Origin of the sequence: Sphingomonas sp. UV9 (assembly GCF_004101245.1) — a bacterium.
Classification (GTDB): domain Bacteria; phylum Pseudomonadota; class Alphaproteobacteria; order Sphingomonadales; family Sphingomonadaceae; genus Sphingomonas.
In genome coordinates this window covers 41,075-67,064 of the sequence record NZ_SCIN01000004.1, presented here as the reverse complement: position 1 = coordinate 67,064, position 25,990 = coordinate 41,075, and the positions used below count along the sequence as shown (strand labels likewise).

General features: G+C 66.9%; 18 protein-coding genes. 3 read left to right on the top strand and 15 right to left on the bottom strand.

Going from position 1 to position 25,990, the window contains the following annotated elements; translation table 11 throughout:
• Positions 1-29: 29 nt before the first annotated feature.
• From EQZ23_RS17300 to EQZ23_RS17290, 3 genes are all read right to left on the bottom strand, one after another.
• Complete coding sequence (locus EQZ23_RS17300; RefSeq protein WP_128455710.1) at positions 30-2,864, bottom strand: pitrilysin family protein; 2,835 nt, start codon at positions 2,862-2,864, stop codon at positions 30-32.
• A gap of 178 nt (positions 2,865-3,042) precedes the next feature.
• Positions 3,043-5,667, bottom strand: coding sequence for a TonB-dependent receptor plug domain-containing protein (locus tag EQZ23_RS17295; protein WP_128455709.1), 2,625 nt, complete (start codon positions 5,665-5,667; stop codon positions 3,043-3,045).
• A gap of 74 nt (positions 5,668-5,741) precedes the next feature.
• Complete coding sequence (locus EQZ23_RS17290; RefSeq protein ID WP_128455708.1) at positions 5,742-7,064, bottom strand: sugar porter family MFS transporter; 1,323 nt, start codon at positions 7,062-7,064, stop codon at positions 5,742-5,744.
• 179 nt (positions 7,065-7,243) lie between these two features.
• On the opposite strand from EQZ23_RS17290, the gene EQZ23_RS17285 reads away from it, so the two are divergent.
• The gene (locus EQZ23_RS17285) at positions 7,244-8,275 is read left to right on the top strand and encodes a protein CsuE (RefSeq protein WP_128455707.1); all 1,032 of its coding nucleotides are present in this window, start codon (positions 7,244-7,246) and stop codon (positions 8,273-8,275) included.
• Here EQZ23_RS17285 and EQZ23_RS17280 read toward each other — a convergent pair.
• The 10 genes from EQZ23_RS17280 to EQZ23_RS17235 all read right to left on the bottom strand — a co-directional run bounded on the left by EQZ23_RS17280 (position 8,260) and on the right by EQZ23_RS17235 (position 20,567).
• Entirely contained in the window at positions 8,260-10,701 is a 2,442-nt protein-coding gene (locus EQZ23_RS17280; RefSeq protein WP_128455706.1) for a DUF3772 domain-containing protein, read from the bottom strand. The genes EQZ23_RS17285 and EQZ23_RS17280 overlap by 16 nt on opposite strands.
• A gap of 365 nt (positions 10,702-11,066) precedes the next feature.
• Positions 11,067-13,124, bottom strand: a complete 2,058-nt coding sequence (locus EQZ23_RS17275) for an acetyl/propionyl/methylcrotonyl-CoA carboxylase subunit alpha (RefSeq protein ID WP_128455705.1) — start codon at positions 13,122-13,124, stop codon at positions 11,067-11,069.
• Between the two features lie 126 nt (positions 13,125-13,250).
• Positions 13,251-14,237 (bottom strand): biotin synthase BioB, encoded by a 987-nt coding sequence (bioB, locus tag EQZ23_RS17270; RefSeq protein ID WP_128455895.1) that lies wholly within the window; start codon positions 14,235-14,237, stop codon positions 13,251-13,253.
• Between the two features lie 122 nt (positions 14,238-14,359).
• Positions 14,360-16,504: a methylmalonyl-CoA mutase gene (gene scpA, locus EQZ23_RS17265; RefSeq protein WP_128455704.1), complete on the bottom strand. Its 2,145-nt coding sequence runs from the start codon at positions 16,502-16,504 to the stop codon at positions 14,360-14,362.
• Positions 16,505-16,634: 130 nt separating this feature from the next.
• A complete protein-coding gene (locus EQZ23_RS17260; RefSeq protein ID WP_206364307.1) occupies positions 16,635-17,414 on the bottom strand; it encodes an enoyl-CoA hydratase-related protein in 780 nt (259 codons plus the stop codon).
• A complete protein-coding gene (gene mce, locus EQZ23_RS17255; RefSeq protein ID WP_128455702.1) occupies positions 17,414-17,839 on the bottom strand; it encodes a methylmalonyl-CoA epimerase in 426 nt (141 codons plus the stop codon). The genes EQZ23_RS17260 and mce overlap by 1 nt, the downstream gene beginning before the upstream one ends.
• On the bottom strand, positions 17,836-18,057 hold the full coding sequence (locus tag EQZ23_RS17250; RefSeq protein ID WP_128455701.1) for a hypothetical protein: 222 nt from the start codon (positions 18,055-18,057) through the stop codon (positions 17,836-17,838). Before EQZ23_RS17250 ends, mce begins: the two co-directional genes overlap by 4 nt.
• Positions 18,054-18,341, bottom strand: coding sequence for a hypothetical protein (locus EQZ23_RS17245; RefSeq protein ID WP_128455700.1), 288 nt, complete (start codon positions 18,339-18,341; stop codon positions 18,054-18,056). The genes EQZ23_RS17250 and EQZ23_RS17245 overlap by 4 nt, the downstream gene beginning before the upstream one ends.
• 57 nt (positions 18,342-18,398) lie before the next feature.
• A complete protein-coding gene (locus EQZ23_RS17240) occupies positions 18,399-18,905 on the bottom strand; it encodes a hypothetical protein (protein WP_128455699.1) in 507 nt (168 codons plus the stop codon).
• A gap of 135 nt (positions 18,906-19,040) precedes the next feature.
• A complete protein-coding gene (locus EQZ23_RS17235) occupies positions 19,041-20,567 on the bottom strand; it encodes an acyl-CoA carboxylase subunit beta (RefSeq protein WP_128455698.1) in 1,527 nt (508 codons plus the stop codon).
• 101 nt (positions 20,568-20,668) lie between these two features.
• Here EQZ23_RS17235 and EQZ23_RS17230 point away from each other — a divergent pair, with 101 nt between their 5' ends.
• A complete protein-coding gene (locus tag EQZ23_RS17230) occupies positions 20,669-22,063 on the top strand; it encodes an XRE family transcriptional regulator (RefSeq protein WP_128455697.1) in 1,395 nt (464 codons plus the stop codon).
• Between the two features lie 141 nt (positions 22,064-22,204).
• Here the strand turns inward: EQZ23_RS17230 and EQZ23_RS17225 are convergent, their stop codons facing one another.
• The gene (locus EQZ23_RS17225; RefSeq protein WP_128455696.1) at positions 22,205-22,621 is read right to left on the bottom strand and encodes a thioesterase family protein; all 417 of its coding nucleotides are present in this window, start codon (positions 22,619-22,621) and stop codon (positions 22,205-22,207) included.
• A 170-nt stretch (positions 22,622-22,791) separates the two neighbouring features.
• On the opposite strand from EQZ23_RS17225, the gene clpB reads away from it, so the two are divergent.
• The gene (gene clpB / locus EQZ23_RS17220; RefSeq protein ID WP_128455695.1) at positions 22,792-25,368 is read left to right on the top strand and encodes an ATP-dependent chaperone ClpB; all 2,577 of its coding nucleotides are present in this window, start codon (positions 22,792-22,794) and stop codon (positions 25,366-25,368) included.
• 259 nt (positions 25,369-25,627) lie between these two features.
• On the opposite strand, the gene EQZ23_RS17215 is transcribed toward clpB, so the two are convergent.
• Positions 25,628-25,891 (bottom strand): hypothetical protein, encoded by a 264-nt coding sequence (locus EQZ23_RS17215; RefSeq protein ID WP_128455694.1) that lies wholly within the window; start codon positions 25,889-25,891, stop codon positions 25,628-25,630.
• Between the last annotated feature and the right edge of the window lie 99 nt (positions 25,892-25,990).

Sequence of the window (25,990 nt, the reverse complement as noted above, 5' to 3'; positions counted from 1 at the left end):
TCTTCGCCCAGGACGCCTGGGCTCTGCAATTAATTGGCGCCGGCAACCGACGCCGCGGGGATGACCTCGACCGGCAGGCCGATGCTGTCAAGCTGCGGCCGCACCGTCTTCGCATCGCCGACCACGACCCAGATCGTCTTTCTGGGATCGAGCGCCTGCTGGATCGCGGTGTTGAGTTGCGGCAGGTTAAGCCCTTGATAGCGCTGCGTGATCGTCGCGTAGTAATCGTCCGGGCGCTTGAGCAGGTCGTTCTGCTGCATCGCGCTCAGCACCGCATCCGACGTCTCGAAATTGCCCGACAGCGAGCGGATCGCACCGTTGATCGCACGATCGAACTCGACCTGCGTCATCGGTTCCTTGCCGAGGAACGCGCCGATATCGCTGCTCAACGCGGCAATCGACGGGCCGGTCTGGTCCGCCTGCACCGGCGCAAAAAGGACATAGGGCGCGGCCTGCTCGTTTTGCTGGAACCGCCCCGACACGCCGTACGACCAATGCTTGGTCTCGCGCAGGTCCATATTGACGCGACCGAGGAAGCTGCCGCCGAGCGCATCGTTCGCGGTCGCGATCGGCAACAGGTCCTGCGTGCCCTTGAGCCCGGTCGGTACGCCCGCGACGATCAGCGACTGCGGGCTGTCCGGCCGATCGATCAGCACGATCTTCGGGGCGGACGGCGCGACGGTCGCGGGAAACGCCTTCACGCCGGGCGCCCCTGTCGGCCGCCACGTCCCGAACCGCGCATCGAGCGCCGCCTTCACCTCGGCGAGCGGACGATCGCTGACGACGAAGATCTTCGCCTTGTCCGGCCGCAGCCACGCCTGCTGGAACGCGATCAGATCGGCGCGGGCCAGCGCCGCGACGGCCTTCGGATCGCCGCTACCCTGCGCCTTGGCGTAGGGCGAGGTCGGCCCGAGCAGCTTGGGCAGAACGCGCGTCGCCAGCCCCTGCGGGCTGGTCAGTTCCTGCGCGATCTGCGCCAACTGCTGGTTCTTGACGCGCGCGACCTCGGCATCGGCGAAGGCCGGGTTCTGGGCGATGTCCGCGAACAGATCGACCGCGGGCGCCAGGTTCGCGCTCGGCACCTGCAGCGACAGGAAGGTCCGGTCGTTCGTCGCGCCCGAGCCGATGTCGGCACCAAGCCGCTCCTTGGCTTCTGCCAGCGCGAGCGAATCGCGCGTCGCGGTGCCTTCGTCCATCATCGATAGCGTCAGCTTCTGCGTACCGAGCTTTCCGGCCACATCCGCCGCGACGCCGGCATCGAAGCTCAGCACCGCCTGCGTCACCGGCACCGCGTCGCGCCGCGCGTAGACGACCTCGATGCCGTTCGCGAGACGCGTGCGCTCGACCGTCGGGAAGCTGAGCCCGGCCACCGTCCCGACCGCGGGCAAGGGGCCGCGCGTGCCCTTTGGCGGCGCTTCGGGCGCGGGCACGACATTGGCCTTGGGCGGCACGACCGCGTTGGCATAGGCATCGCGCGCACCGGGCACGACGGTCAGCGAATAGGCGGGACGCGACAGCCACTTGGCGGCTGCCGCGCGGACACTCGCGGGGGTCTCGGCCGCGAGTTGGAGGAGCTGTTTCTTGTAGAAGCCGGGATCGTTCGAATACAGCGCGCCCTCGGCCAGCGCGACCGCCTTGCCGCCGAAGCCGCCGACCGATTCCAGGCCCTCCATCCGACGCGCGGCAGTGGTCGTCGCGACACGGCTGACCTCGTCCGCGGTCGGGCCGTTCTTGAGGAAATCGGCGAGGATCTCGTCGATCCGCTTGGATACGAGTGCCGGGTCGACGCCCTCGCGAACGATCGCCTGGATCTCGAACATGCCGAGCTGGCTGAAGCTGCTGTTCTCGGCGGAAATCCGCGTGACCAGCTTCTCCTTCTTGACCAGCGCAGTGTCGAACCGGCTGCTGGCGAGCCCGCCGAGGACGCCGGCCGCAACGTCGAGCGCGGTACCGTCCTTGTCGTTCAGACCGGGCACGACCCAGTTACGGCTGATCATCACCGCCGCGACCCGGTCCTTGATCGTCTCGCTGACCGGCTGGGGCAAGGTCGGGATCGGCGCGGGCGGGACGATGCTCTCGGGGCCCTTCGGGATGCCGCCGAAATACTTCTCCGCGAGCGCCTTGCCGGTCGTGGCATCGACGTCGCCGGCCAGCACCAGCACGGCGTTGTTCGGGCCGTAATGATCCTTGAACCAGTCCTTCACCGTCTGCAGCGATGCCGCATCGAGATCCGCCATCGAGCCGATCGTGGTGTGGCCGTAGGGATGGCTGGCGGGGAACAGTCCCTCGGTGATCTTGTACTGGGTCAGGCCGTAGGGCTGGTTGTCACCCTGACGCTTCTCGTTCTGGACGACGCCGCGCTGCTCGTCGAGCACCCCTTGCGTGATCGCGCCGGTGAGATAGCCCATCCGATCGGATTCGAGGAACAGCGCGCGATCGAGCGCCGCGGTCGGCACCGTCTCGAAATAATTGGTGCGATCGAAATAGGTGGTGCCGTTGAAGTCGGTCGCGCCGACCTGTTTCAGCGGTTCGAAGAAATCGCCCGGTGCGTTCTCCGAGCCGTTGAACATCAGATGCTCGAAGAGATGCGCAAAGCCGGTCTTGCCCTTGGGCTCGAACTTCGACCCGACATTATACCAGACCGACACCGCCACGACGGGCGCCTTGCGATCGGTATGCACGACGACGCGCAGGCCGTTTTTCAGCGTGAACTGCTGGTAGGGGATATCGACCGACTTGACCAAATCGGCGACCGGCGCGGGCTTGGCTGCGGGCGTCGGCCGCTGCGTTTGGCCGAACGCGAGGGCGGGCGAGACGAGGGCGATTGCAGCGACGCCGGCAAGCGCGCTCAGTTTGCGTGTCATGGTCGAACGATACCCCGAATTCGAATGATGTTGTCGCAGCATAGGCGGGCTTCGTCGGCGGGCAACAGGATTGATGGGTCGATTTCCGAAGGATCGACATCCCCTTCGGCGCAGTCCGTTTCCGCCGACGACCGTCGAACCGAACACCGCCAGCGCGCCACCCGGCGCGCCGACGATATCAGAAGAACAGCTTGCGGATGCTGAGCCTGACCGTGCGGCCCAGCGGATCGAGATAGTCCGGCTGATAGTTGTTCGGCGTCGCGCCGGTCGCGTCGGTCACGCGCTGGCGGGTGTTGAGGACGTTGTCGACCGACAGGCTGACGCGCATGCCGCGCAGCCACGGGCGCGCCTTCACCCATTCGAGGCGCTGGCCGAGATCGGCGAACAGGCGGAGATTGGCGGTCGCGAGGCCACCGAAGTTGAGCGTCTGGGGCGCGGCGATGGTGCCGCCGTTGACGCGGGTTCCGGTCGCGTAGTTGGCCGAGATGCGCGCGCCGAGGCCGTTGTTGGTGTAGCCCGCCTGCGCCTCGAGTTCGTGGCGCGACTGGCCGCCGCTGCTGCCGATCGCGTCGCCGTCGAGCAGGTTGAGGCTCGGACCGCCGTTCGCGACGAGCACGCGGTCGGTGAAATGCCAGGTGTGGTAGACCGCGAACTGGACGCGGCCACCCGCCTGCCCCCCGCGACCGCCGAAGCCGCGCCCGCCGCCACGGCCGCCACCGCCTCTAGCGCCGTCTGGACCGCCGCCCGGACCAGCACCGGCGGCGCCGCGCGGCCCGTCGCCGTTCGCGCCTCCGGGACGACGGAACCCGCCGGGGCGCTGCATCCCCTCGAACGGGTTGGGGCCGGTTCCTGCGCGATACGCCTCCAGTTCCCGCTGGATCTTCGATTTCAGCGGTGCGGAGAAGTTGATGCCCCAGCGCAGTTCGGAGCGCTCGCTACGGGCGAAATTGATCGGCCGGCGATCGACCTGCAACAGATTGCCCGCTCCGTCGCGGACGAAGCGGTCTGGAAATGCCGCCTCGATCGCAGCCGTCGCCGACGGGAAGGCGGCGATCGGGTTATCGACGCGGCTCTCGACATAGTTCGCGGTGATCGACAGGTCCTTGGCGGTCCACGGCTTGAGCGTCAGCCCGATCTTCTTGACGTGGTTGTTGTCCGCGATGAGCCCGGCATTGCCGCCGCTGATCGTCGTGACGGTCGCGGTCGTGCCGCGCACATAATCGAAGATGCGGACGTTGGGCGTGGTGATCGACGGGTTGCCGAGTTGCTGCGCGGTCGGCGCCTCGTCGGTGTCGGTTACCGAGGCGATCACGCGCACGCCGTCGATCGGCGACCAGTTCGCACCATAGCCGAGCGTGGTCAGCGTACCGAAATCCGACAGATGATCCTCGGCGAGGTTGAAGTTCGCCGACAGCGTGCCGAGGAACGGCAGCACGTCCTTCGACCGGCTGGCGATCGGCACGTCGACATTGACCTGGCCGTTGACGGTATCGCGCGACACCATGCCGCGCTGCGTCACCTGACCGACCAGCAGATCATTGGTGCGCGACGAACGGCTGCTGAAATCGGCGGTTTCCGCGCCGAGCTTGAGCGTCGTCGAGACCGCCCCTGCAGGAAGATTGAACAGGGAGCCGTTGGCCACCGCATCGACGCCGCCGGTGCTCTGGCTGGCATAGGCGCGGTTGCCGGGGGCGGCGCCGATGTCGCTGGCGGTGAGGCGGCTGAAGGGGCTGGCGGTCGGATCGCCGGCGGTCAGTCGCGTCTGGAACGCGGTCGCGTCGACGCCGGTATCGGTGAAGGTCTGCGTGTCGCTGCGGTCGTAATTGCCGGTGACGTTCCAGCGCCACGTGCCGATATCGCCGTTCAGCGTGGTGCCGAGATGCGCCGCGATCGACGACACGCGTTGCGCGAGCGGAAGGAAGCCGTCGTCGTCGAGCGCGCGATTGACGACGCTGCCATCCGCCAGCGTCAGCCGCGCGACGGGCAGGCCGTTGAGGCTGCGGCTATCGGTCGATTCCAGCCGGCCGTTGATGGTCGCGCCGATGTTGCCGAAGATGTTGCGGGCATACACGCTGTTCGCGGTGAAGGTGCTGGTCGCCGCCTGAAGGCTGCGGAACGGCGTGGGATCGACGATCGCGCCGTTCGCGCCGACCGCGGTGCTGGCGGTCGGGACGATGTCGCGTTCCGCCTCGGTCAGCGCCGAGGTCGAGGTATATTCGACATGCAGGTTGACCCGGCGATCGCGGGCGATCGTGAGCAGGTCGAGTTCGCCCTGCGGCGTGTTGCTGCCGCCCTCGGTCGGCATCTTGTCGGTCGCCTCGGCGGTCACCGCACGGAAGCGGCGGCGCAGGACGAAGTTCACGACCTTCTGGTCGGCGCGGTAGCCGTATTTGAGCGCGACCTCCTCGGGCAGGATCTCGACGCGCTGGATCGCCTCGGTCGGGATGTCGCGGATTTCGCTGAAGCTGGAGATACGACGACCGTTGAGCAGCACGACCGGCGCACCGCCGCTGCCCCGCCCGCTGGTCGTCTGCGGGCTCAGTTCGCTCAGCAGGTCGGAGATCGAACTCACGCCGTAGGACCGGATCTCCGCCTGGCCCAGGGTCTGGTCGGGCGGGATGTCGCCGATCACCGACCCGGGCAGTTTGCGCGACCCGGTGACGACGATCTCTTCGGCATCGGCGGCTTCGTCCTCCTCGGCAGCCTGCGCGGCAGGTATGGTTGAGCCGGGCGTCGACGGGGCCTGTTGCGCCGCCGCCATCGCGGGTGCGCTTACTGCCAGAACCAGACCCAATGTACGCATAGTCGTAATATCCCGATGATCGCCGTCGATCAGGAGGGCGGACTAAACGGCAATTGTCGCAGGATTATGCCGGTTCACCGTGCCAGATGCGCGTCCATGTCTTCCAGCGGCACGCCCTTGGTTTCCGGGAAGTAGAGGAACACGGTCACGAACTGCACCGCCATCATCGCCGCGAAGAAGAGGAACGGCACGCCCGCCGACCAGGCGGCGGCTACGGGGAAGACCTGCGCGATCACCGCGTTCCAGCCCCAATGGCTCGACGAGCCGATGCTCGATCCGCGCGCGCGGACGTTCTGCGGGAACACCTCGGAGATATACACCCAGATCACCGCGCCGGAACCGGGCGCGAAGAACGCAATGAACACGATCAGCGACGGCAACAGCAGCCAGTTCGGCAGAACGCCCAGCAGCGTCAGGCCGCCAACGGTGAGCGCGGCGGTCATCCCCGCAGAACCCCAGAGCAGCAATGTACGCCGCCCGATCCGGTCGATCAGCAACATGCCGAGAAGCGTGAACACCATGTTGGCGACACCGATCATCACCGCCTGCAGGTCGGGCGAGAGGCTGCCGCCCGACGCCTTGAAGATGTCGTTGAGGTAGTAAAGGAACGCGTTGATGCCGCTGAACTGGTTGAACATCGCGACCAGGAAGGCGAGCGTGATCGGCTTGCGGTGGCGCGACCAGGACAGCGTGCCGTCGCCCTTCGGCGCGTCGAGTTCGCGGCGCACGATGTCCGGACTCATCCCGACCATCGCCAATACGTCCTTCGCCTCCGCATCGCGCCCCTTGGCGAGCAGCCAGCGCGGCGAATTGGGGATGCGGAACAGCAGCGCGAAGAAGACCAGCGATGGCGCCGCGACGATCCCGAGCTTCCATCGCCACTCGACATCGCCGAGCCCGAGCGAGCCGATGACCGCATTCGAGACATAGGCGAGGAGGATGCCGAGGATGACCGCGAACTGGAACCCGCCGACCATCTTGCCGCGCTGCGCCGGCGGTGCGAGTTCGGCGATATAGGCGGGCGCAAGCACCGACGAGCCGCCGATCGCGATGCCGTTGATGAAGCGGAAGCCGAGGAAGCTGTGCCAGTTCCACGCCAGCGCGCAACCAAGCGCGGTGACGACGTACAGGAAGGCGAGCATTCGCAGCACGTTGCGACTGCCATAGCGATCGCCGGGCATGCCGACGAACAGCGCACCGATCAGCGTACCCCATAATGCCGACGACACCGTGAAGCCGAGCCACGCCTCGCTCAGCGCGAACTTCGCTTTCAGCGCGCCGGTGACACCCGCGATCACCGCGGTGTCGAAGCCGAACAACAGCCCTGCCAGCGCCGCGGTGGCGACGCTCGCGATCAGGACGGTGCTCGGACGCAGCGTTTCGGCGTGAGCGCTCATGCGCGGCGGGCTTTGCAGGGGGCGGTCGTCATGCCGGCTGTTTCGAATGTTTCGGCGCGCCGGGCAAGGCCATCGCAGACCATTTCGGCCTGCGGAAAGACCCGAATCCGGTTCTTCAAAACGCATTAACGAATACCGGCCAAGGGTCTTCGCATAGCTAGTGCCTGGGGGACGACGCGTTGACGAGCGGACTGCCGAAACTGTTCTTCGCCGTCCTCGCCTGTGCGCCGTCCTCGGCATGGGCGGCGTGCGCGGTCACCAATACCGGCCCGACGACGCTCGGCACCTATTCCCCGCCGGCGCTGGTCAACGGCGCGCCTCCATACAGCGCAGTGCCCGGCGGCTTCGACTGTCCCGCCACCGTCATAACGCTTCTGACGGGGAATTTCCTGCGCGCCACGGTGACCAGCGCAGACGGATTCAAGCTGACCTCGACCAACGCCGCCGATACCGTCACCGCGCGATATACGGTCGCCGCGGACAGCGCCGGCACCTACCCGTTCACGCCGGGCACGCCGTTCGTCTACATGAATGGCGGAATCATCAACCTGCTCGGATTGCTGGGCGGTTCGGCGCGCGACGTCCAGGTCCATGTCCGACCCTCGTCGCTGACGGCGGTGCAGCCCGGAACCTACACGGGCAGTTTCACGATCGGATGGGAGTGGCGCTTTTGCTCGCTGCTCGGCGCGCTGGGCATATGTGTCGGTACGCTCGACCGAAGCAGCGCCGTCACCTCGGCCAGGGTCGATGTGACGATGATCGTTTCGGCAAGGCCGGTCGGCGTGGTCATAACCACGCGCACGACCTATGATCCGATCTCGACCGTCAATAACCCGCGCGCCATTCCCGGCAGCAAACAACGCACGACGATCACCCTGACCAACCCCGATATCGTCGCCGTCGATGCCAACTCGGTCGCCGTCGTCCTGCCGACCCCGACCCGCGCCGCCGTCGCGCTGGACGGCGACGGGACCGGCTCGACCGCGTTCGTGACGACGGCGGAAGGATCGCCGGCGTCGTCGCTGGCGGTAACCTACGCCGCCCCCGCGAGCACGACCGACGACGTCGATTTCTCGGCGAACGGTGGGGCGAACTGGACCTATGATCCGACCACCACGCCCAAGGCCGTCACCACCATCCGCATCCGCCCGCGCGGGACGATGGCGGCAGGGTCGAGCTTCAGCGTGTCGCTGCCCTACGCCCTGTTCTGATCGGGGTTCTGACCGGGGTTCCGATCGGGGTTCTGATCCGGATTCTGATCGGGGTTCTGATCGGGAACAGGCGAGCCCGGCAACGGTCCGACCAGTTCCATCTTGGTCGCCGTAGTTCCGACCTCGATACCGGCTTCGCGGAACTGGCGGAGCAGGGTGAACAGCAGTTCGCTGCGGATCGGATAGGCGTCGCGTGGGCTCGCCACATAGGCGAAGCAGTTGAACTTGGCGCGGCCGGCGTCGATCGAATCGATGAACACCTTGGATTCGGGATTGTCGAGCACCTCGTGCTTCTCCGCGAACGCCGCGAACAACATCGCGCGCACCGCATCCAGATCCTCCTCGAGCGGCACCGAGAATTGCAGCTGGATCCGGCCGATCGGCGCTGCCAGCGTCATGTTCTGGATCGTCTTGGTGATCAGCTCCGAATTCGGCACGATCAGCGTCGAACGGTCCGCGACCTCGATCTCGGTCGAGCGCACGTTGATCCGCTTCACGTCGCCCTCCATGTTGCCGATCCGGACGAGATCGCCGATCTTGACCGGGCGCTCGGCGAGCAGGATCAGCCCCGAGACGAAGTTCTGCGTGATCGCCTGAAGCCCGAAGCCGATGCCGACCGACAGCGCACCGAGCACCACGGCCAACTTCTCCATGCCGATGCCGAGCGCGCCGAGCGACCACAGCACCGCGGCGATGATGCCGGCATAGCGCGCGACCATCGTAACCGAATTCTGCGCGCCGGCATCCATCGCGGTGGTCGGCAGATAGCTGTTCACCAGCCAGTGCTGGAGCCCGCGCATGATCGCCAGCGCGACGAACAGCACGGCGACCGAGCGCAGCACGGCGCCCGGCGAGATCGTGACCTGGCCGACCGTGATGCCGTTCGCGACCGTGCCGAACAGCTCGAACGCCGAGCCTACGCCCGCCCCGAACGGCGCCATGACGGCGCCGGCCGCGAGCAGGATCAGCAACAGCCGCATCACCGCCGACAGCAGCACGCCGATCTGGTCGACGGTCTTGTTGTCGACCCCGAAGCCGCTGTTCGCCGACCGGCCGAGGCGATTGCCGCTCGACAGCAGCGTCCGGCACGCGTCGTCGGTGAAGGTCATCATCAGGTACAGCGTCGCGCCGACGATCGCACCCCAGACCAGCCACGTCGCGACCTTCAGCGCGAAATTGACGTAGCCGAGCAGGCCTGCGCCGAACGCGACGAGCAGCACCAGCCACACCAAAGTCGCAACGATCGCGAGCAGCGTGTTGCGCGCGGGCTTCGCCGGATCTGGCAAGGCCGCGGCGCGCAGCCGGCCGAGCGTGACGAGGATCGCGCCGAGCAACACGATGTGCAGCAACGCGACGACCGCGTTGGCGGCACTCGATGCGGGCGCGCTGACGCCGATCAGCATGTTCGTCGCGATCAGCAATTGCCCGAGGAAGATCAGCGCGGCCGCCATCCAGCTATAGGGCCTGAGCGCCTGGGCCGCGGCATCGCCGATCGGCAGCAGCCGCCAGGTCGACTGGTTGCGCAACAGAAGCGCGCCGCCGAGCGACGACACGAACGCGGCGAAGAACGAGATTCCGACGAAGATCGCGCCGAACCTGCTCCAGGCGGGTGACACCAGCCCGCCCCAGCGCAGCGACGCGACGATCGCCAGCGCGGCGAATCCGGGGAGCGCGGTGCCGATCACGACCAGCCACAACGCGTAGGCGGACCGTCGCACGCGCCCGCCCGGTGCATGATTGGTGGCGTAGCGCCGCCCGACGCCGTGCAGCCAGCGCCGGAGCGGAACTAGCAGGACGAGTGCGGCCAGCACACCGATCAACAGGCCGATCGCGGCGCGTCGATCGAACCGCTGGCCGAACTGCCGGAGTTCGGTTTCCGCGAACCGCTTGAGCCTCGCGGAATCGCGCGGGAAATGGTCGACGATCGCCGCCCACGACGTCGGCGATAGTGGCGAGCCGGTGTTTTCGGACAATTGCTGGCCGAGTTCCTCCGCCTCGGCCGCCCCGATGTCGTCGATCTGCTGCTTGGCCTCGATCCCGATCAGCTTGGCGCGCTTGATTGCCGAGTCGATCGCCGACTGGCTCTGCGCGAGGAGCCGGCGTTGCTGGCGGATCTCGGGCGCCTCGACCACGCCCGGCGTCGCGGCACCGAGTTCGGCGACGCGCGCCTGGACCAGCGCCATCTCGGGGGTGAGCGTCCGGACCGCCTCGGCGGCGGTCTCCTGCACCGCCTGCGCGCGATCCCGCAACGCCTGCCGCGCCTTGTCGTCGCGCGCGACCGGGGTGGCGTCATCGATCGCCTGGAGCTCGGTAGAGGCCTTGGTGAGCGTGGCTGCAACCGTCGCGACCTTGGGCTCGTCCTGCGCGATCGCCGGGAGCGCGGTGGCGAGCAGGAGCAGCGCGACTAGGTAGCGGAGGGGGTTCATGCGGGCGGCTTTACAGCGTCGGACGGGTAAACGGGAGGGGGCGGTGTCGCGCGACCCACTTACCCCACCCCGGCGAAGGCCGGGGCCCAAGTGGAAAGGTGGCAATAACGAGGTGCTGCCCTCAGTTTGCGACGTCCCCCAACTGGACCCCGGCCTCCGCCGGGGAGGTGCTTCAGGAGCGAACGATACGCTGCGGTGTCTTTCGGCTACCCTCCTCAATCAGCGCAGACGCTCCGTGACCCACCCCCCACTCCGTCACCCCGGCGGAGGCCGGGGCCCACCGGTCCGCGCATTCAGATCGCTCGATTGTGCGGAACAGTGGATGCCGGAACGAGTCCGGCATGACGGGAGTAAATTGGCCGGATCTAGTCGAGCTCTAGGATCACCTGATCCACCGCCAGGCTGTCCCCTGTCTTCGCCGCGACCGACTTCACCGTGCCGGTCTTTTCGGCGCGCAGGATGTTCTCCATCTTCATCGCCTCGACCACCGCCAGCGGCTGCCCCGCCTCGACCTTGTCGCCCGCCGCGACGTCGAGCCGCACGAGCAGACCCGGCATCGGGCAGATCAGGAATTTCGACAGATCGGGCGCGATCTTTTCGATCATGTGCGCGGTGTAGGGCGCGACGCGGGCGGGAAGGACGCGCACGACGTGGCTCGCGCCTCGCGCTGTGAGCTTGAAGCCGGCGCGGGCCTTGGCGATGCGGACGGTCAGGTCCTCGGCGCCCTCGACCGTCACCATCCGGTCGCCCGGCGTGTATTCGAGCGACAGATCGAGCTCCTCGCCGTCGACCGCGATGCCGTCGGTCGAGACGGTGACCGCGTGGTCGATCCCGTCGATCGTCACCGACCAGTCGGCGGGCGGGCGCAGGCGCTTGCCGAGCTGGCCGTCGACGCGGCGCGCGCGGTCGGCCTCCGCGGTGGCGGCGAAGGCGGCTACGGCGGCGAGCGTCCGCAGCAGTTCGGCGTCGGCGGGGGCGCCGTGGAAGCCGTCGGGATATTCCTCGGCGATGAACCCGGTGGTCAGCGCGCCCGACTGGAAGCGCGGGTGCTGCATGATTGCCGAGAGGAAATCGATGTTGTTGCCGGGCCCCTCCAGCTCGAACGCGTCGAGCGCGGCGATCTGTGCGGCGATCGCGCCGTCGCGGGTGGGCGCCCAGGTGATGAGTTTCGCGATCATCGGGTCGTAGAACATGCTGACCTCGCCGCCCTCACGCACGCCGTCGTCGACGCGGACGCGAACACCGTGTTCCTGCGCAGGCAGGAACCCGGGGTCACGGGTGTTGCGTTCGGAACCCTGGGCTCCTGCCTGTGCAGGAGCACTCGGGAGTGGCGGATTATACCGCACCAACCGACCGATGCTCGGCAGGAACCCGCGATACGGGTCCTCCGCATACACGCGGTTCTCGATCGACCAGCCCTCGAGCTTCACCTCGTCCTGCCCGATCCCGAGCGGCTCGCCGGCTGCGACGCGGATCATCAGTTCGACCAGATCGAGCCCGGTGATCTCCTCGGTCACCGGATGCTCGACCTGAAGCCTCGTGTTCATCTCGAGGAAGTAGAACCCCTCGCCCGTCGTGTCCGCCCCCGACACGATCAGCTCGACCGTGCCCGCCGAATAATACCCAACCGCCTGCGCCAGTGCGACCGCCTGCTCGCCCATGGCCTTGCGCATCTTGGGCGTCACGAACGGCGACGGTGCCTCCTCGACGACCTTCTGGTGACGCCGCTGAATCGAGCATTCGCGCTCGTTGAGGTAGACAATGTTGCCGTGCTGGTCGCCGATCAGCTGGATCTCGATGTGGCGCGGGCTCTCGATGAACTTCTCGATGAACACGCGGTCGTCGCCGAACGACGCGAGCCCTTCGCGCTTGGTCGCCTCGAAACCTTCGCGGACGTCCTGTTCGCTATAGGCGAGCCGCATGCCCTTGCCGCCGCCGCCCGCCGACGCCTTCATCATCACCGGATAGCCGATCCCGCCGGCGATCTCGACCGCGTGATCGGTGCTGTCGATCTCACCCAGATAGCCCGGCACGACATTGACGCCGGCGGCCTTGGCGAGCTTCTTCGATTCGATCTTGTCGCCCATCGCGGCGATGGCGTTGGGTGGCGGACCGACAAAGGCGATCCCGGCCTCCGCGCACGCCAGCGCGAAACTCTCGCGTTCGGAGAGGAAGCCGTAGCCGGGGTGGATACAGTCGGCCCCGGTTTCCTTGGCGGCGAGCAGGATCAGTTCGGCCTTGAGATAGCTCTCGGCGGCGGGTGCCGGCCCGAGGCGGACGGACTCGTCGGCCATCAGGACATGCGGCGCGCGGGCGTCGGCGTCGGAATAGACCGCGACGGTCTTGATGCCCATCGCCTTGGCGGTCCGCATGACGCGGCAGGCGATCTCGCCCCGATTGGCGACCAGGATTTTCTTGAACACGCTCTTCTCCCCTCCCGCTGGCGGGAGGGGTCGGGGTGGGCGCCCGGCCTCCTGCTACGGTATCGTCTGCGGTGAGCGCGAGCCCACCCCCCAACCCCTCCCGTTTACGGGAGGGGAGCTAAGTCTTTACTCCGCCGCCGCCCGCATCGGTTCTTCGCCAAGCATCGGCTTAATCCCGAGCTTCGCCAGCAACGCCGCATCGGCGCTGTCGCCGGCATTCCCCGTCGTCAGCAGCGTGTCGCCGGTGAAGATCGAGTTCGCGCCCGCCATGAAACACAGCGCCTGCGTGGCTTCCGACATGCTCTCGCGGCCCGCGGACAGGCGCACCATGCTCAGCGGCATCGTGATCCGCGCGACCGCGACGGTCCGCACGAACTCGATATCGTCGATCTTGGCGAGCGGCGTGTCGGCGAGCATGTTCCCGAGCACGGTGCCCTTGACCGGGACCAGCGCGTTGACCGGCACGCTCTCCGGATGCCGCGGCAGCGTGGCGAGCGCGTGGACGAAGCCGACGCGGTCGGCGCGCGTCTCGCCCATCCCGACGATCCCGCCGCAGCACACCGAAATCCCGGCGTCGCGGACGTTCGCCAGCGTCTCCAGCCGGTCGCCGAAGGTGCGCGTGGTGATGACGTTGCCGTAATTCTCAGGCGAGGTGTCGATGTTGTGGTTGTAGTAATCGAGGCCGGCGTCGGCGAGCTGCTTCGCCTGGTCCGCGTCGAGCATGCCGAGCGTCATGCACGTCTCGAGACCCATCGCGCGGACGCCCTCGACCATGGCGACGACCTTCGGCATGTCGCGCGGCTTGGGGTTGCGCCAGGCGGCGCCCATGCAGAAACGCTGCGAGCCTGCGGCCTTGGCTTCGGCGGCGGAGGCGAGGACCGCGTCGACGTCCATCAGCTTTTCGGCCTTCAGCTGCGTGTCGGCGCTGGCCGACTGCGAGCAATAGCCGCAATCCTCGGGGCAACCGCCGGTCTTGATCGACAGCAGCGTGCAGAGCTGGACTTCGCTGACCGCGTGGTGCGCGCGGTGGACGGTCTGCGCGCGGTACATGAGGTCGTCGAACGGGAGGTCGAACAGGGTCGCGATTTCCGCGCGGGTCCAGTCGGTGCGCATGCCGTTCGTTTCGAGCGCAGTCGAGAAACCCTGGTTCGTGGTCGTGGCCGCCTTCTCGACTTCGCTCGAAGCGAACGGGCGGGGGGTCGTGTTCGGGCGCGCAAGGGCGTGGTCCATAATCGTCATTCAGCGGCTTCCTCTTGCGGGGCCATGTTGTGGCCGAGGAGCTTCAACACGTCCTCGGCGGCCTGGATCAGGTTGGTGCCGGGGCCGAAGATCGCCTGCACCCCGGCGTCGCGCAGCGCCTGATAGTCCTGTGCGGGGATAACGCCACCCGCGATCACCTTGATATCGGCGCGGCCAGCCTCGCGGAGATAGCCGATCAGCTCGGGGATCAGTGTCTTGTGCCCGGCCGCGAGGCTGGAGGCGCCGACGATATCGACGTCCTTCTCCAGCGCGAGCGCGGCGGCTTCGGCGGGGGTCTGGAACAGCGGGCCAGGGACGATCTCGAAGCCCAGGTCGCCGAACATCGACGAGACGAGATTGGCGCCGCGGTCATGCCCGTCCTGCCCCATCTTGGCGACGAGCATGCGCGGCTTGCGACCCATCCGGCGCTCGGTCGCCTCGACGCCGTCTGTGAGGCGGGTCCAGCGTGCGTCATCCTCGTAGGCGCCGCCGTAGATGCCGGAGACGGGGGTCGGCTGCGTGCCGTAGCGGCCGAACACATCCTCCATCGCCGACGAGATTTCGCCGAGCGTGGCGCGCGCGCGCGCGCAGTCGACGGCGAGCGCGAGGAGGTTTTCGGAGCCTTTTGCGCCTTCTCGCAACGCGTCGAGCGTCGCGCAGCATTCCGCCTCGTCGCGCGTCGCCTTGACCCGCGCGATCCGTTCGATCTGGCCGGCGCGGACCGCGACATTGTCCACGTCCAGAATCTCGATCGCGTCCTGTTCGGCGAGCTTGTACTTGTTGACGCCGACGATGACGTCCTCGCCGCGATCGACGCGCGCCTGGCGCCCCGCGGCGGCTTCCTCGATCATCGCCTTGGGCCAGCCCGCGGCGACCGCCTTGGCCATCCCACCCTCGGCCTGGATCCGCTCGATCAGCGTCCAGGCGCCGTCGACCAGGCTCTGCGTCAGGCTCTCGATATAATAGCTGCCGCCGAGCGGATCGACGACCTTGGTCATCCCCGTCTCTTCCTGGAGCACGATCTGCGTGTTGCGCGCGATCCGGGCGGAAAAGTCGGTCGGCAGCGCGATCGCCTCGTCGAGCGCGTTGGTGTGGAGCGACTGCGTGCCCCCCAGCATCGCCGCCATCGCCTCGATCGTGGTGCGCATGACGTTGTTGTATGGGTCCTGCTCGGTGAGCGACACGCCAGACGTTTGGCAGTGCGTGCGCAGCATCTTCGAGCGTTCGTCCTGCGCGCCGAGCTGCGTCATCGCGCGGTGCCAGAGGACGCGCGCGGCGCGCAGCTTGGCGATCTCCATGAAGAAGTTCATGCCGATCGCGAAGAAGAACGACAGGCGCCCGGCGAACTTGTCGATGTCGAGCCCCGACGCCACGCCGTATTTCACATATTCCATGCCGTCGGCGATCGTGAAGGCGAGCTCGTGGAGCTGCGTCGCCCCCGCTTCCTGCATGTGATAGCCGCTGATCGAGATGCTGTTGAACTTGGGCATCTCGCGCGACGTGTAGCCGAAGATGTCCGAGATGATCCGCATGCTCGGCTCGGGCGGGTAAATGTAGGTGTTGCGGACCATGAACTCCTTGAGGATGTCGTTCTGGATGGTCCCATCGAGCAGTGCGCGCGGCACGCCCTGCTCCTCGCCGGCGACGATGAAGAAGGCGAGGATCGGGATCACCGCGCCGTTCATCGTCATGCTGACCGACATCTTGTCGAGCGGGATGCCGTCGAACAGGATCTTCATGTCCTCGACCGAATCGATCGCGACGCCTGCCTTGCCGACGTCGCCGGTGACGCGCGGATGATCGCTGTCGTAGCCGCGGTGCGTGGCGAGATCGAACGCGACCGAGAGGCCCTTCTGCCCCGCGGCGAGGTTGCGGCGGTAAAAGGCGTTGGACGCCTCCGCGGTCGAGAAGCCGGCGTACTGGCGGATCGTCCAGGGGCGACCGGCGTACATCGACGCGCGGACGCCGCGCGTGAACGGCGCGAAACCGGGCAGGCCGGGGTCGGCGGTGACGTCGTCCGCGGTGTAGAGCGGCTTGACGTCGATGCCCTCGGGGGTCGGCCAGGTGAGGTCGGCGCCTTTGACTTCCTTGGCGGCGAGCGCCTGCCAGTCGGCGAGGGTTGGGTTCGGCTTGTCGGTCATGCTTGAAACACCACCCCGGCGGAGGCCGGGGCCCAAAGGGAAAGGTCACAGTGATTGAACGCAGCACCAACCAATGGGCCGTTGCCCAATTGGGCCCCGGCCTTCGCCGGGGTGGTGGCGTGGGCGGGCATCATTTGCCCGTGAACACCGGCTTACGCTTCGTCAGGAACGCGAGGCCGCCCTCCATCGAATCCGCCGACCCGCGCGCAGCACGCTGGTTGACCGCTTCGGCCTCCATCGCGGTCGCATAATCGCTCTCATACGCGGCGGTGATCGCCCGTCGCATCAGCCCCAGCGCGACCGTCGGCATCGCCGCCAGCCGCTCGGCCAGCGCGAACGCTTCGCCGTCGAGCGCGTCGTCCGCGACCACCTTATGCACCATGCCCCAGTCGAGTGCCTTCGCCGCGGGCACGCGCTCGCCGAGCATCATCATTTCCGTCGCCCGCGCGCGGCCGATCAGGCGGGGCAGCATCCACGACGCGCCGCCGTCCGGCACAAGCCCGATATTGACGAACGCCTGAAGGAAATACGCGGTGTCGCTCGCGACGCAGAAATCAGCGGCGAGCGCGAGGCTGCAGCCAATGCCCGCCGCCGGCCCGCGCACCGCGCTGACCACCGGCACCGACAGATCGGCAAGCGCCGCCATCGTCGGATTATAGCTGCCCGTCAGCGCGGCATAGGTCGCCTCACCCGGATTGTCCGAGCCCAGCGCGCCGCCGCCAACATCGGCGCCCGAACAAAAGGCACGCCCCGCGCCTGCGATCAGCACCGCCCGTGCGCCGTCGAGATTGGCGAGCGCCGCGGCCAGTTCCTCGAACATCGCCGGGGGCGCCGCGTTCAGCCGATCGGGACGGTTCAGCGTCAGCACCAGCACGTCGCCGCGCCGTTCGCTCAGGATATGCTCGGCCATCAATGCGCGCCCTTCGGTGTTTCCATGAGTTCGACCAGCATGCCGCCAAAATCCTTCGGGTGGACGAACACGATCGGCGTGCCGTGCGCGCCGATGCGCGGTTCACCCAACACGGTCGCGCCCTTGGCCTTCAGGTCCGCAACCGCGACGCCGATATCCGCCACCTCGAAACAGACATGATGTTGCCCGCCCGCCGGGTTCTTGCGCAGGAACCCCGCGATCGGCGAACTCTCGTCATACGGCTCGATCAACTCGATCTGCGTGTTTGGGGCATCAATGAAGCACACTTTGACGCCCTGCGCGGGGAGATCGAACGGCTCGCCGATCGCGGTCGCGCCGAGCAGCGTGCGATACGTTTCGATCGATTTCGCGATCGACGGCGTCGCGACCCCGACATGGTTGAGGCGGCCCAAAGTGACAGTCATCCTTCGATCCTCGGCTGGTCAGGCATGCGGCGCGCCATCGCGGCGCCTTCGATGATTCCCTCGAGTCGGCTGACACGGTCGCGCAGCGCGCCATGCGCTTCGGCCAGCCGCGCGAGCCGATCGCTCTGCGCATTCGCGGCGTCCTTCATCATCCGCAGATCCTCCTGCATGAGCAGGACGGTGCGCATCGCCTTCAACGCATCGCCGACGACGCTCATGCACGCGGCCCTTCGCCGGCAAGGACCGCGTCGACCGCGTCGTTGGCACGCTGGATCGAGGCGATCGTGTCGCGGATATCGGCGCGCATCAAGGGAACGGCCGCCTCGACTTCGCGGACGAGCAACGCCAGCGCCGCCTCCTCGTCCGCTTCGCCTTCGACGAGGTACCGGGTCGACGCCGCGCGCAGGACGTGACCGACGGACTTGCCGTTGCTCGCGGCGAAGGCATCGAGCGCCGCCTTGTGATCGGGAGAGGTCAAAAAGGTTACGCGTTCGGTCTGCATGTCACGACTCCTTATCATGACATGATAATGTGCGGGCGAGGCGGATACAATGATGGATCACTGCACCGGCTCCGCTGCCGGCTTGGGGGGCGGCGGCGGGACGATGCCGAGCGTGTACCCGCAAACACCGAGCACCTGCCGCACCATCGCATCGCTGGGCGGCGCGACGAAATTCGCCTGTACTGCGAAGTTCGCGCCGTTGGTCGTCTCGACCCGCAACGTCTTCGCCTTCACCAAGAACGTCGTCAGCTTGGTGATTGCCCCGGGATCAGCGGTGTAGGTACCGGTTCCGGGGAACTGCCAGTTATAGGTGAAGGCGGGCCCGCCATCGAAGCGCACCGCGACCGGCTTGTCGGCGCCCGACCCGAGCGGCTGCGGCTGGATGAACTGGATCGACACGATCGGTTCGGACGCGACGTCGCACTTCACGACGAACCGCGAGAGCCCGTCATTGCCGGTGACCGATGCGGATATGCTGCGCACACCCGCCGGGCTGCTGCGATCGGCGAGTTTCCACGCAGGGGTGGGCGAAGTGGCTTGCAGAAGCAGGAGAAACGCGAACATCAAACCTCCGTCCCCGTAGACGTCGTCACCCCAGCAGAGACTGGGATCTCAATCCGCCGGCCGGCCCCCTGCAACCCCAGCCCCCAGCTTTCGCCGAGTTGACGGGTCGAGGACTGGTCCGCGTGACGTACCGGGTCACAGCGGGATGTTATCATGCTTCTTCCACGGATTCTCGAGCGCTTTGCCGCGGAGCTTCCGCAGGCCCAGCGCGATGCGGCGGCGGGTGGAGTGGGGCTGGATCACCTCGTCGATGAACCCCTTGCTCGCCGCGACGAACGGGTTGGCGAAGCGCGCCTCGTATTCCGCGGTGCGCTCGGCGATCTCTTCGGGCGTCTTGCCGCGGAAGATGATCTCGACTGCGCCTTTCGCGCCCATCACCGCGATCTCGGCGGTGGGCCAGGCATAGTTAAGGTCGCCACGCAGGTGCTTCGACGCCATCACGTCGTACGCGCCGCCATACGCCTTGCGCGTGATGACGGTGATCTTGGGCACGGTCGCCTCGGCATAGGCGAACAGCAGTTTCGCGCCGTGCTTGATGATGCCGTTATGCTCCTGCGCGGTGCCGGGCAGGAAGCCGGGGACGTCGACGAACGTCACGATCGGGATCTCGAACGCGTCGCAGAAGCGCACGAACCGCGCCGCCTTCTTCGACGAATTGATGTCGAGCACGCCCGCCAGCACCATCGGCTGGTTCGCGACGAAGCCGACGGTGCGCCCCTCGATCCGGCCGAAGCCGGTGATGATGTTGGCCGCATGCGCCGGCTGGGTCTCGAAGAAATCGCCTTCGTCGACGGTCTTCCGGATCAGCTCGTGCATGTCGTAGGGCTGGTTCGCCGAGGCCGGGATCAGCGTGTCGAGGCTCTCCTCGATCCGGTCCCACTCGTCCGCGGTCGGGCGCTCGGGCACGCCCGCGCGGTTCGATTCGGGCAGGAAATCGAAGAAGTCGCGCGCCGCGAGCAGCGCCTCGATATCGTTCTCGAACGCGTTGTCGGCGACCGACGTCTTGGTGGTGTGCGTGACAGCGCCGCCCAGCGCCTCCTGCGTCACGACCTCGTTCGTGACCGTCTTCACCACGTCGGGGCCGGTGACGAACATATAGCTCGAATCCTTCACCATGAAGATGAAGTCGGTCATTGCCGGGCTGTAGACCGCACCGCCGGCGCAGGGGCCCATGATGAGCGAAAGCTGCGGCACGACGCCGGACGCGAGCGCGTTGCGCTGGAACACCTCGGCATAGCCGCCAAGCGAGGCGACCCCCTCCTGGATGCGCGCGCCGCCGCTGTCGTTGAGGCCGATGATCGGCGCGCCGACCTTCATAGCGCTGTCCATCACCTTGCAAATCTTCTGCGCGTGGCGTTCGCTCAAGGAGCCGCCGAAGACGGTGAAATCCTGGCTGAACACGAACACGAGGCGGCCGTTGATCGTGCCCGATCCGGTGACCACGCCGTCGCCGGGGATCACCTGATCCTGCATGCCGAAATCGACGCAGTTATGCTCGACATACATGTCGAGCTCCTCGAACGATCCCTCGTCCAGCAGCACGTCAAGGCGCTCCCTCGCGGTGAGCTTGCCCTTGGCGTGCTGCGCTGCGATCCGCTTGATACCCCCGCCCACTCTTGCGGCTTCGCGGCGTCGTTCAAGCTCTTCGATCGTCGATGACATCGTCTCTCCGTCCCGTTGCTGGCCTTCACAGAGCGGGACGCTTCGCGCAAATGCAATGTTGCAAACTTGTCGGCCACATGTTTGCAAACTAGGCCAGCGACATGCCAACACCACCTCGTCGCCTCTTCGTCGGACACCGGTTGCGCGCGCTCCGCGCCACGCTGGGCATCAGCCAAGCGGCGATGGCGGCGCGGATCGGGCTGTCGGTCAGCTATCTGTCGCAGATCGAGAATGGCGATCGGCCGGTGACGGAGGCCGTGCTCGTCACGCTCGCGCGAGAATTTCCCGCCGACTGGGGCAGCATCGATGCGGCGGACGATACCGCGCTGCTGATCGCGACGCTGGAGGCGGTGTCGGACACGAGCGTCGCCGCGCCTGCGCTGGACGAGACGGCGGTGCGGCGCGCGGTCAAGCACCAGCCGGTGCTGGCGCAACGCCTCGTCGCGATGCACGACGCGTATCGCCGCGCGCAGGAGCAGTTGCGCGCGCTCGATGACCGGCTGGTGGCGGGATCGGGCGCGCCGGGGTTGCTGCCGTGGGAGGACGTGCGCGACTGGTTTCATGCGGCGGGCAATTATGTCGATGCGCTCGATCGGCGGGCGGAGGAGATCGGCGAGACTTTGGGGGCGGACCGCGTGGCGGCGCTGGAGGCGCGGCTGGCGGCGCGCGGCGTGGCGGTGGCGATCTCGGGCGCGCTCGCCGCGCCGTTGCGCGATTATGATGGCGCCACGCTGAGCCTCGACGGGTCGCAACCGGGCGAGACGACCTTGTTCTCGCTCGCGCATCAGGTCGCGCGGCATGAGTTCGGCGATGTGATCGGCGGGATCGTCGCGGCGTCGGACATGGCGTCGGAAACCGCGCGCGCGCTGCTCACCGCGGGGCTGACCAACTATGCCGCGGGGGCGATCGTGATGCCCTATACGCGGTTCCGCAGCGAGGCGCGCACCGTCCGCCACGATATCGACCGGTTGCGGCGGATCTTCGGGACGAGCTTCGAGCAGACGTGTCACCGGCTGTCGACGTTGCAGCGGCCGGGGGCGCTCGGCATCCCGTTCTTCTTCTGCCGCGTCGACATGGCGGGGAACATCACCAAGCGGCACTCCGCCACCCGCCTCCAGTTCGCGCGGTTCGGGGGGGCGTGTCCCCTGTGGATCGTCCATGAGGCGGTCGCGATCCCCGACCGGATCCTGACTCAGCTGATCGAGACGACCGACGGCATCCGCTACGTCTCGATGGCGAAGGGGCTGGTGAAGCCGTCGGAGACGTACACGCGGCCGGCGCGGCGTTATGCGGTGGCGCTGGGGTGCGAAGAGGCGAACGCGTCGGAGTTCATCTATGCCGATGCGTTGGGGACCGGGGGGATTGCGACGCCGATCGGGTCTTCGTGCCGGATATGTTTGCGGACGGACTGCGACCAGCGGGCGTTTCCGCCGGCGGCGAGTGCGATCCGGGTGGATCCCGACCGTCGTGGGGCTGTGCCGTATGAGGTTGTCTAGCGGGGGCCTTTGCCCCTCCTCGCACCACCCCGGCGAAGGCCGGGGCCCAATTGGGGGACGGCGGTAACTAAGGCAACGCGCCGTTACTGCGACCTTCCCAATTGGGCCCCGGCCTTCGCCGGGGTGGTTACGTGGTCTTGATCAGGCTGCCGCCGCCGGATCCTTCGGAAAGAAATGCTCGATCACGTTGTTCGTCAGGCGCGACGGCCGGAGCGTTTCCGCATCCAGGCAGCACCAGCTGGACTTCACCTCGGCGAGCACATCCTCGCCGCGCTTGATGATCGTCTCGTAGAACGCGCGCGCGCCCTGCACCTTTTCCAGCAGCACCGTCGCGATGACGTCGTCGTCGAGGAACGCCGGTTTGCGGTACGTGATCTCGTGTTTCAGCGCGACCCACAGATGCCCGGCTACCGCTTCGGCGGGTGCGAGGCGTTGCCAGTGATCGATCACGGCGGCCTGTACCCACTTCAGATAATTCGCGTTGTTGACGTGACCCATGAAGTCGATGTCGGCCGGCTCGATGCCGATGGCGTAGATATGGGGAATCGCTTTTGTCACGCATGACACATAGCACGCCATGCTGAACATAGCGATGACAGGCCCGCTTAGATACCGAGAATAAACGCTATTCCGGCGCGCCGCGGGCCGCCCTAGCATCGGGTCAGCGCCGCCTCTTGTGTTGCCCAAATACAACACCATCTCTGCCCCACGACCACAGGGATATACCGATGAACATCGAAAAATTCTCCGACCGCGCGAAGGGCTTCCTTCAGTCCGCGCAGACCGTGGCGATCCGCATGAACCATCAGCGGATCGCGCCCGAGCATCTGTTGAAGGCATTGCTCGAGGACGAGCAGGGCATGGCCGCCGGGCTGATTGCGGCGGCCGGCGGCGACGCCAAGCGCGCGACGTCCGAAACCGATCTGGCGCTCGCCAAGATCCCGGTCGTATCGGGATCGGGCGCGCAGACCACGCCGGGGATCGACAACGACGCAGTCCGCGTGCTCGACCAGGCCGAGCAGATCGCGACCAAGTCGGGCGACAGCTTCGTCACCGTCGAGCGGCTGCTCGTCGCGCTCGCGCTATCGCTCAACACCGCCGCGGGCAAGGCGTTGAAGGCCGGCGGCGTGACGCCCGAGGGGCTCAACACCGCGATCAACGCCGTCCGCCAGGGCCGCACCGCGGACACCGCGGGCGCCGAGGACCGCTATGACGCGCTGAAGAAATTCGCACGCGACCTGACTCAGGCGGCGCGCGACGGCAAGCTCGATCCCGTGATCGGCCGCGACGAGGAGATCCGCCGCACGATCCAGATCCTCGCACGCCGGACCAAGAACAACCCGGCGCTGATCGGCGAACCCGGCGTCGGCAAGACCGCGATCGCCGAAGGTCTCGCATTACGCATCGCCAATGGCGACGTGCCCGATACGCTGAAGGACCGCCGCCTCATGTCGCTCGACATGGGCTCGCTGATCGCGGGCGCGAAATATCGCGGCGAATTCGAGGAGCGGCTGAAGGGCGTGCTCGACGAGGTGAAGGCCGCCGAGGGCGACGTCATCCTGTTCATCGACGAGATGCACCAGCTGATCGGCGCGGGCAAATCCGAGGGCGCGATGGATGCGGGCAATCTGCTGAAACCGGCCTTGGCGCGCGGTGAGCTCCACTGCGTCGGCGCGACCACGCTCGACGAATATCGCAAATATGTCGAGAAGGACCCCGCGTTGCAGCGGCGGTTCCAGCCGGTAATGGTCGGCGAACCGACCGTCGAGGACACGATCTCGATCCTGCGAGGGCTGAAGGAGAAGTACGAACTCCATCACGGCGTGCGGATCACCGACGGCGCGATCGTCGCCGCGTCGACGCTGTCGAACCGCTACATCACCGACCGCTTCCTCCCCGACAAAGCCATTGATTTGATGGACGAGGCCGCCTCGCGCATACGCATGGAGGTCGAGTCGAAGCCCGAGGCGATCGAAAATCTCGACCGGCGGATCATCCAGCTGAAGATCGAACGCGAGGCGTTGAAGCGCGAGACCGACGACGCGTCGGTCGACCGGCTCGACACGCTGGAAGGCGAACTCGTCAACCTGGAGGAGCAGTCGGCCGCGCTGACGACGCGGTGGAAGGGCGAGAAGGACAAGATCAACGCCGAGGCACGGGTCAAGGAACAGCTCGACGCCGCGCGGCTGGAGCTGGAGCAGGCGCAGCGCTCGGGCGATCTCGCCAAGGCGGGCGAGCTGTCCTACGGCACGATTCCGGGGTTGCAGCGCCAGCTCGACGAGGCGGCGGGCGCGACCAAGGGCGCGATGCTGCGCGAGGAAGTGACCGCGGACGATATCGCCGGCGTCGTCAGCCGCTGGACCGGCATCCCGGTCGAACGGATGCTGCAGGGCGAGCGCGACAAATTGCTCGCGATGGAGGCGACGATCGGCAAGCGCGTGATCGGCCAGGCGCATGCGGTGAAGGCCGTGTCGACCGCGGTCCGCCGTGCGCGCGCGGGGTTGCAGGATCCGAACCGGCCGCTGGGGTCGTTCCTGTTCCTCGGGCCGACCGGCGTCGGCAAGACCGAGCTGACCAAGGCGCTCGCCGAATTCCTGTTCGACGATCCCGCCGCGATGGTCCGCATCGACATGAGCGAATATATGGAGAAGCACGCGGTCGCGCGGCTGATCGGCGCGCCGCCGGGCTATGTCGGCTATGAGGAGGGCGGCGTGCTGACCGAGGCGGTGCGGCGGCGGCCGTACCAGGTGATCCTGTTCGACGAGGTCGAGAAGGCGCACGGCGACGTGTTCAACGTGCTGCTGCAGGTGCTCGACGACGGGCGGCTGACCGACGGCCAGGGTCGCACGGTGGATTTCAGCAACACGCTGATCATCCTGACGAGCAATCTCGGCAGCCAGTATCTGGCGAACATGGCGGAGGGCGACGACGTGTCGTCGGTCGAGCCGCAGGTGATGGAGATCGTCCGCGCGCATTTCCGGCCGGAGTTCCTCAACCGGTTGGACGAGGTGATCCTGTTCCACCGCCTGGGCCAGGCGCACATGGCACCGATCGTCGACATCCAGGTGAGCCGTGTCGACAAGCTGCTGGCGGATCGCAAGATCGTCCTAGACCTGACGGATGCGGCGCGCGCGTGGCTTGGCCGGGTGGGCTATGATCCGGTGTACGGCGCACGGCCGTTGAAGCGCGCGGTCCAGCGCTATCTGCAGGATCCGCTCGCCGACATGATCCTGCGCGGCGAGGTAAGGGACGGCTCGACGGTCAAGGTCGACGAGGGCGACGGAAGGCTGGTGCTGGTGGTCTGAGGCCAGCGCTAATGTCGACTCGACGCCCCAAGCAGACGCTGCCACCTGTGACGAACCGCGTCTGGCTGTATCACCGCTGACGATGCGGATATACCATCGCCGGGTCGTTAGCGGGAAACCTGCTACGGGACTGTAGTGAAGATAGCCGACAAGGCTAGACTCACCAGGGTCCTGCAGTAGTCGCAGCGCAGCTATTCGCCGTTCGCCTATCTCACGCTCCGCCTCCCAGGAGATCGGCGGAACAAAGAGATGCGGCCTCCTACTGAGCGCCGGGAACCGTCAGGGCGGGTAGCATGCTTCGTCCCAACGCCTGGCTGGAGCGCGCCAACTGGTCCCACTCGGTCTTGCTCATACAGACCTTACGTCGCGCGATGTTCGATCCAACTTGCGCATAGCGACGGCAGATTGGCTTTGACTCGTCCTTAACCGCTTGTGTCGCCGGTTCACTTGCCGCTGCGTTAGTTTGTAGCGTTGGTGGTGCACCCGCCATGGTCAACGCAAACAGGATAATGCTGATCGTCATCGCTATTCCCTCGATTACGCCATCTGACATCGAAGACTATCAACGCCGATCGCCACGCTCAAACAAAAAACGGAGGCGGGACTGGCCCACCTCCGTCGT

What these genes read in the sequence shown, in the direction of transcription:
- EQZ23_RS17300 (WP_128455710.1), bottom strand. Translation starts at nt 2,864, where the DNA reads ATGACACGCAAACTGAGCGCGCTTGCCGGCGTCGCTGCAATCGCCCTC.
- EQZ23_RS17295 (WP_128455709.1), bottom strand. Translation starts at nt 5,667, where the DNA reads ATGCGTACATTGGGTCTGGTTCTGGCAGTAAGCGCACCCGCGATGGCG.
- EQZ23_RS17290 (WP_128455708.1), bottom strand. Translation starts at nt 7,064, where the DNA reads ATGAGCGCTCACGCCGAAACGCTGCGTCCGAGCACCGTCCTGATCGCG.
- EQZ23_RS17280 (WP_128455706.1), bottom strand. Translation starts at nt 10,701, where the DNA reads ATGAACCCCCTCCGCTACCTAGTCGCGCTGCTCCTGCTCGCCACCGCG.
- bioB (WP_128455895.1), bottom strand. Translation starts at nt 14,237, where the DNA reads ATGCGCACCGACTGGACCCGCGCGGAAATCGCGACCCTGTTCGACCTC.
- scpA (WP_128455704.1), bottom strand. Translation starts at nt 16,504, where the DNA reads ATGACCGACAAGCCGAACCCAACCCTCGCCGACTGGCAGGCGCTCGCC.
- EQZ23_RS17260 (WP_206364307.1), bottom strand. Translation starts at nt 17,414, where the DNA reads ATGGCCGAGCATATCCTGAGCGAACGGCGCGGCGACGTGCTGGTGCTG.
- mce (WP_128455702.1), bottom strand. Translation starts at nt 17,839, where the DNA reads ATGACTGTCACTTTGGGCCGCCTCAACCATGTCGGGGTCGCGACGCCG.
- EQZ23_RS17250 (WP_128455701.1), bottom strand. Translation starts at nt 18,057, where the DNA reads ATGAGCGTCGTCGGCGATGCGTTGAAGGCGATGCGCACCGTCCTGCTC.
- EQZ23_RS17245 (WP_128455700.1), bottom strand. Translation starts at nt 18,341, where the DNA reads ATGCAGACCGAACGCGTAACCTTTTTGACCTCTCCCGATCACAAGGCG.
- EQZ23_RS17240 (WP_128455699.1), bottom strand. Translation starts at nt 18,905, where the DNA reads ATGTTCGCGTTTCTCCTGCTTCTGCAAGCCACTTCGCCCACCCCTGCG.
- EQZ23_RS17235 (WP_128455698.1), bottom strand. Translation starts at nt 20,567, where the DNA reads ATGTCATCGACGATCGAAGAGCTTGAACGACGCCGCGAAGCCGCAAGA.
- EQZ23_RS17230 (WP_128455697.1), top strand. Translation starts at nt 20,669, where the DNA reads ATGCCAACACCACCTCGTCGCCTCTTCGTCGGACACCGGTTGCGCGCG.
- clpB (WP_128455695.1), top strand. Translation starts at nt 22,792, where the DNA reads ATGAACATCGAAAAATTCTCCGACCGCGCGAAGGGCTTCCTTCAGTCC.
- EQZ23_RS17215 (WP_128455694.1), bottom strand. Translation starts at nt 25,891, where the DNA reads ATGACGATCAGCATTATCCTGTTTGCGTTGACCATGGCGGGTGCACCA.